We start from the raw sequence: 15,301 nt of genomic DNA on the forward strand, positions 1-15,301 counted from the left end.
AATTTTTTGGCTATATCTAAAGCTTTAATATCATCATCTGAAAACTACAAACTCATTCTATAAAGTAGTTGTCTATTTTCTCTCTGCTAATATCTCATACCTTCTGTTAGCAGTATGGATACTGTTATAAATGGAACCAAAGGGATCCCCGTAGCAGCTTTTATTCTCTTGTTCGTTAAGCTTCCCTTTATCCATCTGAGAAGATAGTATGAAATAACAACTACGGAAAAAGCAATTAATGAAAGTATAGTAAATTGTATACCAAAAATTAAACCAATGGGTGCGTATATTTTAATGTCGCCACCACCAATATCTCCATTACTCATTAAACTCACAAGAAGCAAAATGAAAAAGCCTACCGCTGCTCCAGCTAAATAGTAGATCAACGAGTGTTCACCATGATAGAAAATCCTAAATAGTATAGCAGATGCAAAAAAAGTTGCAGTTAATGTATCTGGGACTACACGATGTTTTAAATCAATGATACTTGCAGTAATCAAAAATAACATAAGCAAGCTTATTTCTAGATACCATTCAAGCAATATGGATCCTCCTTTCTTATCTACATCAATGTTATAAGGTATATTTAAAACCCATATATCGCTTTGGCGTAAGCAACATATAGGTCAGAGGTTATTGTTACAATTCTTATATGGAAAAATATATCAGCTTATTTGCATCATCATTTTCTATTGTGCGTTTCAAACCAAATACTTTCAGGAAATCATCTGCTTGAACATATGTCCTTCCATCTTTGAACACTGCACCTTTAATGTCATTTGGATTCAATGAAATATAATAGCTTTTAGTTGCTGCATATAGCGGATATTAATAGGTAAGAAATTACCCAAAAATGTTAGTAAGAACACCTTTTTCATCGACTGCCGGTGGTTCCGGATCAACATTTTTATCATCAGGTACTACTTCAACTATCTCCTTCTTAGGAGTGTCTACTTGAGACTCTAATTGCTGTAATTCATTTTTCTAGACTACTATTGAATTTCCGTTCATTTTCTCCTCATGTAGCTCACTAGCCTCATCCATAGAATCATTTTCTTCCAGCAATAGCTTGCTTGAAATAACAAACCTTACCGCTTGCTCCTCAACAGGTGGAGTGTGAGTATCAAGCTTATTTAATACTTGGTTTGATATACCATCGACTTCTTTTTGTATAAGCCCAAAAATAGCATTATCCAGTCTTCCCGATGCAATTTGAATATTAATCCATTCTAGGTACTTGCTCTTAAGCTTCTTTGGAATATCCAATAGCAGCTGCTCACCTGGCATCTTAATTAAATGCTTAGTTGCTGGTAAGAGCAATGCATCAAGTGTAGTTCTATTCTTATTTGTTCCTTTATTCAGTAATGAAAGTAGATACGGTACTTCCATCCCCCTAGTTGGCATCTTAACAGTGTATGTTTCACCGGGCTGAAGGATTTTTTCTGTTTTTTTAGCCATTCTACCGACTTCCCCTCAGCTTATATTGAATGATTTTTCTGGATCGAAGATTGTTTTTGACCATTTTTCATTTTACTTACCCTTCCAGTATTTCTTTCAGCTTCAGTTAAAAACTTCACTGCCAAAGGAATTAATCTCTGTTCTCCTTCTCCAGTAACCTCTTTTAAAGTACTATTTCCAATATCATGTCCGACGATTTTTCCAATGTTTTTATCTCTCGTTTGTCTATTTAAGTAAAGTAATTTAGTTGGTATTATCATAATTTTGTGTCGTTTTTTTGTAACACTTTAAAGCAACACTTTCTGACTGCTATTATTATATATTTAATTACATATATTGGCAATATAGTATTCCGATAATCACCTGTTGTCCAACGTTTATTGTTGATATTAACGTTTAAATACTCTTTTTTAACTAGTGTTACTTTTATTTATTGTGTATGAGTCTATTGATGAGTTAATTATTCTATTAAGTAACACTAATAGTAACACTTTAATATTCAAAATAAATGCTATAGATCCCTAAGGAAGAAGACAAATAAGAGCATATCCCTCTTCTAACTAGAAGAAGTTATCTGCTCTTATCAAATTTACAATATTTGTACTACCCTCCGTTCCACTCCAAGCGCTCGGCATAGAGCCCCAAAATATCCGCGTTAGAATTTTCGTTGTCAACATATTGCTCAAAGTGCATTTCAAAGTTATCTACTTTACATTCGTTGTTTGTGAAAGATTGCGCCCTTACTTACCCCCGCCGCATTTTTTTCAAAATATGAGAAACCTAGAATGAAGTTTTTTAAAGTCACAAAAAAAGCCGGCTATCACTAACGATAGCCGGATCCCAATTTCTAAATATTTAAATCAGCATATCGCTTCGAATTTCAGAAGAGATACGGGATAGGAATCATTTGGAACATCGTATCGAAAGAAAGAACCAATAGCTGCAACTTCTCCATCAAAGAGTTCCTTTAGTATGACTTCGCCGCCGATCCTTTCGTGTCTTTTCCATGTAGAATGAATGCTTGTGCTGCAGCTATGCGTGCCAAAGGAATTCTGAAAGGGGAACAACTCACATAGTCTAATCCCATTAAATGACAAAAGAAAATTGACTCTTTATCTCCGCCATGTTCACCGCAAATACCTGTTTTTAGTGAAGGCTTAATAAGTCGCCCTCCATCCACGGCTAATTCAATTAATTGTCCAACACCTTCTGTATCTAACACTTGAAAGGGGTTATGTGGAAGCAGCTTATGATCGACATAATGGGTTAGAAATTTCCCTTCCGCATCATCACGACTGTATCCATAGGTCATCTGCGTCAAGTCATTAGTGCCAAAGGAGAAAAAGTCCGCATAAGCCACAATTTGACGCGCAGTAAGCGCAGCACGCGGCACCTCAATCATCGTCCCTACTTTATATGGGCACTCTCTAAGTTTGTCAATTCCCAGAACCTGTTCGGCAACGAAATCAACAAGCTCTCTTACTATTTTAAGCTCATTCGCATGGCCAACTAGCGGAATCATAATTTCAGGAAAGACTTCAATTCCTTTGTTAATACACTTGGAAGCCGCACGGAAAATGGCCTCGATCTGCATATCATAAATCTCTGGAAAAACAATGCCCAGTCTGCAACCCCGCTGTCCCAACATGGGGTTCGTCTCGTGTAGCGCTTGTACTTTACGCAGTAGACTAGCTGTCACTTCTCGTTCCGTATCTGATCCATCTAACTCATATGTCAGCTGAATATGTCTTTTTTGCAGATCCTCGAGACTTGGCAAAAACTCATGCAAAGGTGGATCTAGTAACCGTATCGTTACCGGAAAACCGTCCATTTCTTCGAACATGCCTTCAAAATCTGATTGCTGCATGGGCAGCAGCTTCGCAAGCGCCTGCAATCTTTTCTCCTTATTATCCGCTAGAATCATTTCTTGAACGACAGGCAGACGAGTTGGAGAAAAAAACATATGCTCGGTTCGGCATAATCCGATCCCTTGAGCACCTAATTCTCTGGCGATTTTAGCATCTTCTGGATTGTCTGCATTGGCATAAACTTTCAATGTTCGAAGCTCATCTGCCCAATTGAGTACAATATGAAGTTCATCCGTCATCTTGGCTTCTCGTAAATGCATGGCACCAAGAATGACACGCCCAGTTGCACCGTCGAGTGTAATCCAATCTCCTTCTTCCACGATCCTGCCTCCAGCCGTCATTCGCTTCTCATCAAGGATGATACGGACTTCTTCGCTGCCGCATACGCATGGCTTACCCATTCCTCTTGCCACTACAGCTGCATGGCTTGTCATTCCGCCACGGCTAGTAAGAATGCCTTCCGAGGCGATTACGCCATGGATATCTTCGGGAGTCGTTTCATTCCTAGCCAGAATGACTGTCTTGCCAGCACGGTTCCACTCTACTGCAGTATCGGCGTCAAATACAAGCTGTCCAACCGCAGCACCCGGAGAAGCCGGAAGTCCTTTTGCCAACACATCCTTAATTGCAACTTCATCAATTCCTCTGTGCAAAAGCTGATCAAGATGAGATGCTTCTATCCTTCCAATAGCTTCCTGCTTAGACAATAATCCTTCATGGACCAAATCGACGGCAATTTTCAGCGCAGCTTGGGCATTTCTCTTCCCATTACGTGTTTGCAGCAAGTAAAGCTTATTATTTTCAACTGTAAATTCAATATCCTGCATATCTTTGTAATGCTTCTCAAGCTGCTTGGAAGCACCATACAATTGCTCGTAAATTTCCGGCATCTCGTTCTCCAATACAGTAATCGCAAGCGGAGTCCTTATACCTGCGACAACATCTTCGCCTTGCGCATTAATGAGATATTCACCGAAAAACGTATTCTCGCCCGTAGATGGATTTCTTGTAAAAACAACGCCTGTGCCACAATTCCCTCCCATATTGCCAAAAACCATACTTTGAATGTTGACTGCTGTCCCTTGATCATCTGAAATCCGATTTATTTTGCGGTAAATCTGAGCCCTTGGGTTATTCCATGATTTAAACACAGACTCTATCGCCATTCTCAATTGCTCATAGACATCCTGCGGGAAAGCACGACCAGTCTTAGCCAATATACACTTTTTGTAATCATCTATTAGAAGCTTCCAACCAGCAGTCGAAATATCTTGATCTTGCTCTGTGCCCTCCTCCTCTTTAAAACGATGCAGTAGTTGTTCGAAATGGTAGGATTCTATACCTAGAACCACATTTCCAAACATCTGCATTAAGCGACGGTAGCAATCGTAAGCAAATGTTTCATTACTAGTAAGAGTCGCCAAGCCTTGTACGGTGATATCATTAAGTCCAAGATTCAAAATGGTATCCATCATACCTGGCATCGAACTTACAGAACCCGATCGCACAGAAACCAAAAGAGGACTTTCAGCATCCCCGAACAATTGTCCTTTTTGTTTCTCGAGCTTTTTGAGCGCTGTTGAAATCTGTTCAAGTAACTCATCTGAGATCTGATTTCCCACCTTAAAAAAAGTTAAACAAGCCTCTGTCGTAATCGTAAATCCCGGAGGGACAGGAAGACCAGCACGAGTCATCTCTGCTAGATTTGCTCCTTTTCCTCCTAGTAGCTTTTTCATTGAAGCGTCTCCCTCTTGGAATAGCAATACTTGGTTCTGAATCATCATTTCTTGGCCTCCTTACTTTTTTCAATACAAATCATGGCCTTACACAAGCCATAGAATTTTTTATACCCATCCGCTGGTAACCGTAGCAATCACTTCATTTCAAGATTTACAAATGATGCCCCAATTAAATCGGTGAATAGCCGCCATTTCTACTTGGTTTGTGTTAGACATTTCTTCCCCCCTTTATTTGTATCTCTTCCGCGCGATTTGGTCATCCTGCGTCATAATACTGAGACTGTCGATAATCATAGACTTCACATTTCCAATAATCTACTGGTACAAGTGGCAATCCATTGCAGTCTCCGCTCGAAGTCGGAATAATAGAGTTCGTACACACTCGGGACCTACGAAGGTCTTTATGCGGGTTATCATGTGAGTTTGATCATTCATATAAGCGTGAACAGTAGTCAGCCAACCTTGCTTGACACGAAAAGCCTCATCCAGAATATGAAGAATAGGTGCGATACAATTCGTTGTACAAGAAGCTGCAGAGATTAACACCGTTACTGCTTCAGATTATATCGATCTTCATTCACTCCCTGACAACAGTCAGATCCATGTTCGTCATAGGTGCAGTAATCACTACCTTTTTGGCTCCAGCAAATAAGTGCCGTTCAGCACCGAGCTTGTGATTGAACTTTCCAGTTGCATCTACGACCAATTCTACGCCTCTAAGATTTTATTGATTCAATTTATTATCATTAGCTATTTTATTCATTTTTTTTTACTGGCTGTGAATTTGTAAACTTCTAACATGATAGCCTGTTCTGTGAGCTCTTCTCATGACCAAATGAATGATATCCCTTTCCTCTATTCCTCGATGGCGGTGCTCACATCGCCGGATCCTTCCTATCATGTAAATTAAAGCTTTTTGATACATCGCATGATTGATAACCACTGAATTTCAGTTCTCTTTATTATTTAAAAAGCGAGCTGGCCGCCGTCCACCACAATCGATTCACCTGTTATAAAAGTCGCATCCTGACTGGCCAGAAAGGCAAACACGCCTGCGACATCCTCTGTTTTCCCTAGTCTCCCCAATGGAATTTTGTTGCGAATATAATTGTCCATAAACTCCGAATCATCAATGGATTCAGTCAGTGGAGTCTGAATATACCCTGGACAAACGGCATTTACCCGGATGTTATAACGCCCGAGTTCTAAAGCCATCGTTTTCGTTAGCAGCACTACTCCACCCTTGGAGGCATTGTAATGGGCATATTTTTCCTCACCCACCAACCCGTTGGTTGAAGCCATATTAAGGATACAGCCGCTTTGTTGCTTTACCATGTGCCGTGAAACTCGCTGTGATACATAAAACATTCCGTTCAAATTGACATTCAGGATTTGCTGCCAATTATGATCAGTAATATCGAGAAACGCCTCTTCCCAGGCTATTCCTGCGTTATTGATAAGAATATCAATCCGCCCCAAGAGGCTAATTGCCTGATCAATGGCATGGTCAACTTGTTGAGGAATGGAAATATCTACGCAAAGTGGGAGAACAGTATAGCCAAGATCCGCAAAATCTCTTGCCGTTTGCTCCAGTTCCGCGCGGTCATTGGAAAGCAACGCCAAATGCGCCCCTTCCGCAGCAAAACGTTCGGCCGTTGCCCTCCCAATCCCACGGCTTGCGCCAGTCACCATAACAATTTGTCCGCTAAATCTATTCATGCTTACATCTCCCTCAGGCTTCTTTATAAGCCGTAGCCATATTGATATTTATCATTTACGCTAACAGGCAATTTGCCATTTGCCTGTAGAGTCCCATACAATACCTTCAATGCGGCGTTAATGGAGTATACACAATCTCCATATGCACAGATACAATTGGGATATGGGGTCATTTTTCTCATGATATAAGGACTGCCGAAAATAAGAAGGGCTGCATTCATATGCTGTGACTTGACGAAATTCATTAACTCCAGCTGAGACTCGGGAACAGTCCCGCTTCCTTCCTTGTAAGATAGAACCCTGACAAACGTCCCATAGATGACATGAGAATAATGATTGCCTGCCAGAGTCTGACTAATTGTTGCGAAATCTTCACTCGACGGATGTTCATTGACAACTATCATTTCCAAATCGGTTACATACTTACTAAGTTGAGTATGGAGATAAGCTGATTTCCCTTTTACTACAAAGCCTAAATCCTCGGCTTCCATTCCCTCTTCCTCACCCCTAGTAGCAATCAAAAGTGTCTTTTTGTTGGTAAATGGCATGGTCGCTGCTTCCAGAACTGTAACCGACTTGTCGGCGATTTCTGCGGCAACAACCGCATGCTCCTGGGAACTGACGATTCCCCTCGCTTCCGCCAGGTCGATATCGCATTTGTTGAGTAAATTGAATTTTTCTTTGACTTCCAATATTCTCATCACAGAATGATCTATCTGGTCGATCCCTATTTCTCCAGTTTGCACGGCATCGAGAAGGGCGCGATACGTAATCTCTGGATCAGATTCGTAATCCTGAAGTATAAGATCATGCCCAGCCTTAACAGCTAATATTGCTGATTGTTCGATACCATAATGCGTCTTGATCCCACGCATAGTCAGACTATCTGAAATTAACAATCCTTGGAAACCGAATTCGTCACGCAGCAAGTCGGTCATGATCGTTTTCGACAACGTAGCCGGTACCTTCATTTCGTCAAGAGCAAGAAGTGCAGGATATAAGATATGCGCTGTCATTATACCCATCAGACCTTTTGGAATTAGCTCTCGATATGGTTTCAGATCCACATTCATTAAATAGCCTTTATCACGTTCAACCACCGGCATAGAAACATGAGAATCCTCTTGCGTATCCCCATGACCAGGGAAATGTTTGGCCGATGGGATCACTCCAGTTTCCTGCATTCCCCGAATTAATTCTGCGGCCAAGTCTACAATCAGATCAACTCGGTCGCTTATGGCTCTTGTATTGATGATCGGATTATCCGGATTGGAGTTGACATCCACCGTGGGGTTACTTACAATGCCAAAACCGACTGCACGGGCTTCTCTGGCAATGCAACTGCCCATTTGGTATGCAAGGTCTCTAGATCGAGTTGCGCCAAGCGCCATCAGCGGTGGAAACGATGTACCAAAATTAAATGTATCGGCAAGGCCGTTCTCCGCATCCAGATAAAACAATAAAGGAGCGGAGGCTGCGGATTGAAATTCATTTACCCATGAAACAATGTCCTCCAATTCTCGTGACCCTTTTGTAGTAAACATAACGGCACCGACCGCGCCCAGTTTTCCATCCTCATTCATCTGTCTTGCTTTTTGAGCGTAGTCGTGCCCTCGTGCCACGATCATCTGTCCAATTTTTTGCTCCAGCGTTAATTGTTCCATCCACTGCTCCACACTTTTATTCAATTAGATCATTCCCCACTATTCATTATTTGCTTGCATCCGAAGTACTAAATCCGCTTTGGCAATTTGCCCTACGATGATATCTTCAATTTCCGGTACGAACGACCCTCTAAAGCAGCCGCAGCAGTAATTGCAATCTACATCATAGCCCCCTTCGGATATCATTTTGCGAGTAGGTACATAGTAATAGCTTCCGTTGGTGTAACCTAGAACAATGGTTCTTCCTCCTGGAAACATTCTTTTGAGCATTAAGGAATACTCGGTTGAGATTTCTCCCTCCATCGCAATCAAACGAGTCTTATCATCCAAATGCCAGATTGAAATATAGAACGGTGCATGATCTTTAATCAAACCTTCTTTAAATAGCTTTATTGTTCGATGTGCCCCTCTTTTACGAAAATCAGAAACCTTAGGATTGTTGACCATGTCTTCATAAAATTCGATTCCCGTTTGTTCCGTATATAAAAGCGTATCCACTAGGATCGTCTGAAAGTTGCATTGTACCGGAATGAATGACTTCTGCTCCAGGACGCTAATGATGTCATTCGCTAAGTCGATTCCAACTTCTTCCATTTCAGCTATGCTGCAACTCTTAAAAACGTCGCCGTCCGCGCTTATTAACGGTTTTAACTCTCCACCGCAGCCCTGTAGGAATATGGCAGTCACTCCAAGATAGGTTTCCTCCAACACATAGCTCGTTTTCCCAATAAAATCATTAGAAATCAAATAATTATCCGAACTCATCGTATTTGGGTGACAGCCATAGTTATATAAGATACATTTTATGTTGTTTGTCTGATCAACTAGCTTTAGCACAAACAGATCCTTATCGATCTCAGCATCAGGATTAGGTTTCCATTCGACTCCTTTCTCCGTCAGCTTCCTCCGGCTGACGGCAAGATTGGAACTGCCGCTTCCAAGAAGCAGATTTCCATTCTCCAAATTGATATAACAATCTTCTATCATGTTGACTAATGTATCTCTGATAAAATCGTAATAAGCTTCATCCTCGGAGAAATCAATGATTAAGCGGTTAAAAGCCTTGCCATCCTTAATGCTATAAGTACCCTCTCGCAAGATTTCATCTGTACCTGTCAAAGCAACGGAAGCGTGAGTATGTGAAAAATTAATAAGCACCTCGTCATGCTGTAGGTCAAATTTCTCTTCAAGCGTATTTTTGATCCCAACGATAAAACTGCGATCGGAGCCAACCACATCCAAGGTGATAATTAAAAGTGTTTTGTTCGCTTGGATAAGTACCGCCTTGGCATAGATGGGATCAAGTACCCCTTCGCTCTTATGTGTTCGGTCTCCGAACCCAGACAAAAAAACAGGCTTCTGCGGAGTGATATCAGCTGTGGATAAACTGAATTTCATACCCTTCCACTTCCTTTGCGTTGTTGCATCTGAAGTAATAAATCTGCCTTGGTTATTTGTCCAACGATAATATCTTCAATTTCTGGTACAAAGGACCCTCTGAAGCGGCCAAAACAGTAATTGCAATCTACTTCATATCCCCCTTCAGCTATCATTTTGCGAGTGGGTACGTAATAATAATTTCCGTTGGTATAACCCAAAACAATGGTCTTTCCGCCCGGAAACATTCTCTTGAGTAACATGGAATATTCGGTAGAGACTTCCCCCTCTATTGCAATCAAGCGAGTCTCCTCATCCAGATACCAGATAGATATATATAGCGGTGCACGATCCTTAGCCGAACCATCCTGGATTTGTTTAATCGTTCTATGTGCCCCTCTTTTGCGGACATCGCTTATTTTGGGGTCGTTAATAATGGTTTCGTAATAGGAAATTCCCGTTTGTTCCGTATATAAAAGCGGGTCAACTAAAATCGTCTGAAAGTTGCACTGTATCGTAGTAAAAGGTTTCCCCTCTAAGATGCTGATGATGTCATTGGCTAAATCTATGCCTGCCTCTTCCATTTCCGCCAAGCTGCAACTCTTGAAACCATCAACATCAGCGCTTTTTAACGGTTTTAATTCTCCCGCACAGCCCTGTAGGAACAACGCTGTTACACCCGGATAGATTTCCTCTAAATAACTGCTCGTTTTCCCAGGAAAATCATTGGAAATCATATAGTTATCCGAACTCATCGAGGTTGGATGGCAGCCATAATTATATAAAATACCCTTTAGATTGTTCATCTGATCAACCAGCTTTAACACAAACAAGTCCTTATCGATATCAACTCCTGGGAATGGCGCCCATTTCACACCATTCACCGTAAGCTTCCTCCGGCTTACAGCAAACTTGGACGTACCACGTCCAAGCAGCAAGTTTCCCTCCTCCAAATGCGAATAACAATCCTCCACCATATGGACCAATGTTTCACAGATAAAGTGGTAATATGACTCATCCTCAGAGAAGTTTTTCCCGCTGGGATTGCACACCGTACCATCTTCAATGCTGTAAACACCCAATCTCAAGCTTTCATCTGTACCTGTTAAAGCAACGGAATGATGGGTATGCGAAAAATTAATGAGCACTTCGTCATGCCGCAGGGCAAATTTCTCTTCAAGCGTATTTTTAATCCCAACGATGAAACTGCGGTCGGAACCAACCACATCCAAGGTGATTATTAAAAGCGTTTTATTCGCTTGAAGAAGCACCATCTTAGCATAAACAGGATCATGGATCCCCTCGCTCTTGTGTGTCCGATCTCCAAATCCAGCCATAAAAATAGGCTTTTGCGGTGTAATATCAGCTGTGGATAGACTAAATTTCATACCCTCTCACTCCCTTTAAATAGTGACTATACGACCTTGCCTCTAAACTCTATAATAAGATTATCCAGTTTATATATAGCCTATATTACATATCTGTTATCCGTTTTTAATAATGTATTACCCCCTTAACCTGTTAAGAGCCTAATGATGAGATTACCCATCATTAGGCTCTTTTGCATTTTGTACACGTGATGAACTGAGTTATTTACCCCAAATCTCTACTTCCATATAATGCCCATAATCGTTACCTGTACTGCCATTGGTCCAGAGTCTAACATACCTTGTATTTATGGGACTGAAAGTAAAGGTTTTCCCACCAATGGTCTCTGGATACTCTGCATCGGTTCCGATTCCCTGCCCTGCAGAGCCATCGACGTCATTATTAAATACCGTAGTGACGCCACTTGCGAAATTAACATCATTCGACATTTGTACAATCACATCGTGATACATCCTGCCATCGGTATAATGCCAGATCTTGACACTCGTTAAGTCATAGCTTGCTCCGAGATCTACCTTTATCGATCGGTCGCCGGTGGAAACACTCCCCCACTGAGAAGTGTTGTTGCTTATTCCATCCGTTATAAACCATTCAGTACCAATAGAGTTGCCTGTAAACGTCTTACCTAAGGCTAGATTTGCAATGGATTTGTACTCGTATGCCCCAATATCAAAACCAGCGCCAGAAGGCCTTGGACTTCCATCAAGATCAGTGGAAGGTGCGTGGGTCGAAGCTCCTGCGTCAATAGCAGGAGATGTTGATGTGAGATGGTAATCTCCCCCACCGGTTGAAATGTAATTCACAAACTGTGGATCAGCTGTTATGGTTCCTGTATGGGTATTACCTATAGTTGGATTAAGGTTCCAATTGTAAGTACTATTTGAGTATGTCAAATTGTTAGTATAAGTGTTGTGAGACCCGACATCTCCCACTTCGGAAATGCCGCGATTGGTATCAATTACGATGTTGTTGGATACGTTGACGTAATCTGCTGGCCCAGTGGTATGAAAGTAGTCGCCGCCACCCACCATGATGCCGCTTTCGGAGGAAAAGACTGTATTATTAGCAATATCAACGTGGTTCGCGTCATGCCAGAGTTGAATGGCAGCCCCACTAATGTTATAGACTAGGTTGTTCTTCACAGTGCCCGACGTCAAAAAGTAGATCCCATTAATGTAGTTACATCCGGTAGAGCCAATGTCATGGATCACATTCCCAATGATTGAGTGATTTACCCCAAAATAATAGGCATCTGAGATTATACCTGAACCGCCATTCGTGCAGACGTCACTCGTAGTCGCAATATGATGAACGTAGTTGTTTTTTATTACAGAATAGGACCCTGCGTTGTAGAGGCCCCTTAAAGCTTTAGTACTGATACCGTTTTTGTCGAGTCTACCGTCCACCTCAAATCCTTCGATGTCAACATAGTTGCCCCTGTTATCCCATATAAACCTGGTCACGGGTGTTTGGAGTGCCGGTGGAACGATCTTTGCTCCCCACTTCGTGTCTGATACATATCTGATACGATCCGTTGCTGTGCCGCTGACGGTTGTCTGGAAACCGCCTGTATAGGTGCCTGGTGCGACATGCACGATCGTGCCGGGAATGGCGACTTGTGAAGCTTTCAGGATCGTTTTGTAGGGACTTCCTAACGTGCCATTGTTACTGGAATCATTACCCGATGAATCAGATACATAAATATGGGTCACAGCTGGATTGGTGCACTCGTATGCCCCAATATCATAACCGGCACCATATGGCCGGGGAATTCCATCCAGATCAGTAGCAGGTGCGTAGGTCGAAGCTCCTGCGTCAATCGCTGGAGACCTCGATCCGAGATGGTAATCTCCCCCACCGGTCGAAATGTAATTCACAAATTGTGGATCAGCAATTATGGTTCCTGTATGAGTATTACCTTGAGTTGGATTAAGGCTCCAATTGTAAGTACTATTTCGGTAAGTCAGATTGTTAGTATAAGTGTTGTGGGGCCCGACATCTCCCCGCTCGGATATGCCGTAAGTGGTATCAATTACGATGTTATTGGATACATTGACGTAATCTGCTGGACCAGTGGTATGATAGTAGTCACCGCCGCCCACTATAATGCCGCTTTCGGAAGAAAAGACTGTATTATTAGCAATATCAATGTGATTTGCGTCATGCCAGAGATGAATGCCTGCCCCACCATTGTTATAGACGAGGTTGTTCTTCACGATGCCCGACGTACTGATGTAGATCCCATAAATGAAGCTACATCCGGGAGGACCAATGTCATGAACTACATTCCCAATGATTGAAGAATTTACTCCGTATACCCAATAATCCGTGTTAATACCAGCACCCCCATGGTTCGTGCAGGCGTCGTTCGTAGTTGCAACATGGTGGACGTAGTTGTTTTTTATTACAGTATAGGAACTTGAGTTATAGAGACCCATTAAAGCTTTAGTACTGATACCGTTTTTATCGAGTCTTCCGTCAACCTCAAAGCCATCGATGTCAACGTAGTTGCCCCTGTTATCCCAAATAAATTCGGTCACGGGTGATTCGAGCGCTGGTGGAACGATCTTTGCTCCCCACTTCGTGTCGGATACATAACTGATGCGATCTGTTGCCGTGCCGCTGGCGGTTGTCTGGAAACCGCCCGTATAGGTTCCCGGCGCGACATGCACGATCGTGCCAGGAGTAGCGACTTGAGACGCTTTCAGGATTGTTTTGTAGGGACTCCCTAACGTGCCGTTGTTGGTGGAATCATTGCCCGATGAATCAGATACATAAATATTGGTCACGGCTGCCTGTACTTTCGTTTGAATTGCGTTTGCTACGCCAAAGATGATGAACAAGCTAATCGAAAATGTAAGTACGCTTATACCCCAAAATTTTCTGACAAGTAAACTTCCGAAATTCATACGTATCGCTCCTTTTACGAATGTTTACAGCGCCTATATTGTACAGAATCATACCGAATGGATCTCTCGAAATTCCTTACATAACACCCCCTTCGAAGAAAGGAGTCTCATTACCTTGTCTCCAAAACCTGCCATAAAACAGACTTTTACGGTGTGGCATCAGCAGTTGGCTAGACTAAATTTACTACCCTATCACTCCCTTTAAATAATGACTATCTACCTAACGTATACTCTATAATAAGATTGTCCAGTTCATATATAGTCTATATTACATATCTGTTATCCTTTTTTAATAATGCATTCCCCTCCTTAACCTGTTAAGAGCCTAATGATGAGATAACCCATCATTAGGCTCATTTGCATTTTGTACACGTGATGAACTGAGTTATTTACCCCAAACCTCTACTCTCAGTTTAAATCTATTATTCAAACTAACTAATAACCCTTTGCAAAGATTAAGGAACTGAGACTGTCTGAGTTATCGAGCTATCTTGACCGAGAGCTAACCCTGTTGAATTCGGAAATGACAATTTATATGACTTTGCACCAGTATTGTGTTGTAAGCTATCATAACTACCATCAATAAAATTTCCGTTGGTTTCCGCGTAAGTCCATCCCGTAGTCGTTTCAAAACCTTGGTTAGTAATCGTCAAGCCGTTTACAGTAACATCATCAATATATAAGGATACACCGTAGTTAGAAACTACCACTTTATTAATCAGTCTGAATTTTAAAGTAAAACTTGGGCTAGAAGTTGTGAAATTAACGGTTTCCGATCGCCAAGCTGTACCCAGGTCTGTTACATCCGCTTCCCATACAACCACCCCATTGACAAGTGCTTGTTTATACCAGACTCCGGATGCATTCCCACTAGTAGTACTCACACTGTCATGGTGGTAGAACGTAAGTGTCTTATTTATAGTCGTAACTGTCTGAGTTATCGAGCTATCTTGACCGAGAGCTAACCCTGTTGAATTCGGAAATGACAATTTATATGACTTTGCACCAGTATTGTGTTGCAAGCTATCATAACTACCATCAATAAAATTTCCGTTGGTTTCCGCGTAAGTCCATCCCGTAGTCGTTTCAAAACCTTGGTTAGTAATCGTCAAGCCGTTTACAGTAACATCATCAATATATAAGGATACACCGTAGTTAGAAACTACCACTTTATTAAT

10 protein-coding genes and 1 pseudogene are annotated in these 15,301 nt (G+C 41.7%); all 11 read right to left on the reverse strand.

The features are described from left to right. Positions 1-86: 86 nt before the first annotated feature. Complete coding sequence (locus ACSQ8P_RS37070) at positions 87-542, reverse strand: prepilin peptidase (RefSeq protein ID WP_436239981.1); 456 nt, start codon at positions 540-542, stop codon at positions 87-89. Positions 543-984: 442 nt separating this feature from the next. Further along, entirely contained in the window at positions 985-1,458 is a 474-nt protein-coding gene (locus tag ACSQ8P_RS37075) for a hypothetical protein (RefSeq protein WP_436239982.1), read from the reverse strand. Between the two features lie 20 nt (positions 1,459-1,478). Next, positions 1,479-1,718, reverse strand: a complete 240-nt coding sequence (locus ACSQ8P_RS37080) for a hypothetical protein (protein ID WP_436239983.1) — start codon at positions 1,716-1,718, stop codon at positions 1,479-1,481. 707 nt (positions 1,719-2,425) lie between these two features. Then, complete coding sequence (gene ppdK, locus ACSQ8P_RS37085) at positions 2,426-5,107, reverse strand: pyruvate, phosphate dikinase (protein WP_436240007.1); 2,682 nt, start codon at positions 5,105-5,107, stop codon at positions 2,426-2,428. 304 nt (positions 5,108-5,411) lie between these two features. Then, positions 5,412-5,780: pseudogene (locus ACSQ8P_RS37090) on the reverse strand (type I glyceraldehyde-3-phosphate dehydrogenase); the annotation flags it as partial. A gap of 251 nt (positions 5,781-6,031) precedes the next feature. After that, positions 6,032-6,784 carry an SDR family NAD(P)-dependent oxidoreductase gene (locus tag ACSQ8P_RS37095; protein WP_436239984.1) on the reverse strand — a complete coding sequence of 251 codons (753 nt, stop codon included), beginning with the start codon at positions 6,782-6,784 and terminating at the stop codon, positions 6,032-6,034. Positions 6,785-6,807: 23 nt separating this feature from the next. Next, positions 6,808-8,448 carry a glycoside hydrolase family 3 protein gene (locus ACSQ8P_RS37100; protein WP_436239985.1) on the reverse strand — a complete coding sequence of 547 codons (1,641 nt, stop codon included), beginning with the start codon at positions 8,446-8,448 and terminating at the stop codon, positions 6,808-6,810. A gap of 39 nt (positions 8,449-8,487) precedes the next feature. Further along, the gene (locus ACSQ8P_RS37105; protein WP_436239986.1) at positions 8,488-9,846 is read right to left on the reverse strand and encodes a neutral/alkaline non-lysosomal ceramidase N-terminal domain-containing protein; all 1,359 of its coding nucleotides are present in this window, start codon (positions 9,844-9,846) and stop codon (positions 8,488-8,490) included. After that, positions 9,843-11,213 (reverse strand): neutral/alkaline non-lysosomal ceramidase N-terminal domain-containing protein, encoded by a 1,371-nt coding sequence (locus ACSQ8P_RS37110; protein ID WP_436239987.1) that lies wholly within the window; start codon positions 11,211-11,213, stop codon positions 9,843-9,845. The genes ACSQ8P_RS37105 and ACSQ8P_RS37110 overlap by 4 nt, the downstream gene beginning before the upstream one ends. A gap of 201 nt (positions 11,214-11,414) precedes the next feature. Beyond that, entirely contained in the window at positions 11,415-14,123 is a 2,709-nt protein-coding gene (locus ACSQ8P_RS37115; protein WP_436239988.1) for a choice-of-anchor Q domain-containing protein, read from the reverse strand. A gap of 455 nt (positions 14,124-14,578) precedes the next feature. Further along, positions 14,579-15,301 (reverse strand): hypothetical protein (locus tag ACSQ8P_RS37120; RefSeq protein ID WP_436239989.1); only part of this gene is annotated, 723 nt, incomplete at its 5' end.

This window comes from Paenibacillus sp. LjRoot153 (assembly GCF_964253085.1).
Taxonomy (GTDB): domain Bacteria; phylum Bacillota; class Bacilli; order Paenibacillales; family NBRC-103111; genus Paenibacillus_E.

What these genes read in the sequence shown, in the direction of transcription:
- ACSQ8P_RS37075 (WP_436239982.1), bottom strand. Translation starts at nt 1,458, where the DNA reads ATGGCTAAAAAAACAGAAAAAATCCTTCAGCCCGGTGAAACATACACT.
- ACSQ8P_RS37080 (WP_436239983.1), bottom strand. Translation starts at nt 1,718, where the DNA reads ATGATAATACCAACTAAATTACTTTACTTAAATAGACAAACGAGAGAT.
- ppdK (WP_436240007.1), bottom strand. Translation starts at nt 5,107, where the DNA reads ATGATTCAGAACCAAGTATTGCTATTCCAAGAGGGAGACGCTTCAATG.
- ACSQ8P_RS37095 (WP_436239984.1), bottom strand. Translation starts at nt 6,784, where the DNA reads ATGAATAGATTTAGCGGACAAATTGTTATGGTGACTGGCGCAAGCCGT.
- ACSQ8P_RS37100 (WP_436239985.1), bottom strand. Translation starts at nt 8,448, where the DNA reads ATGGAACAATTAACGCTGGAGCAAAAAATTGGACAGATGATCGTGGCA.
- ACSQ8P_RS37105 (WP_436239986.1), bottom strand. Translation starts at nt 9,846, where the DNA reads ATGAAATTCAGTTTATCCACAGCTGATATCACTCCGCAGAAGCCTGTT.
- ACSQ8P_RS37110 (WP_436239987.1), bottom strand. Translation starts at nt 11,213, where the DNA reads ATGAAATTTAGTCTATCCACAGCTGATATTACACCGCAAAAGCCTATT.
- ACSQ8P_RS37115 (WP_436239988.1), bottom strand. Translation starts at nt 14,123, where the DNA reads ATGAATTTCGGAAGTTTACTTGTCAGAAAATTTTGGGGTATAAGCGTA.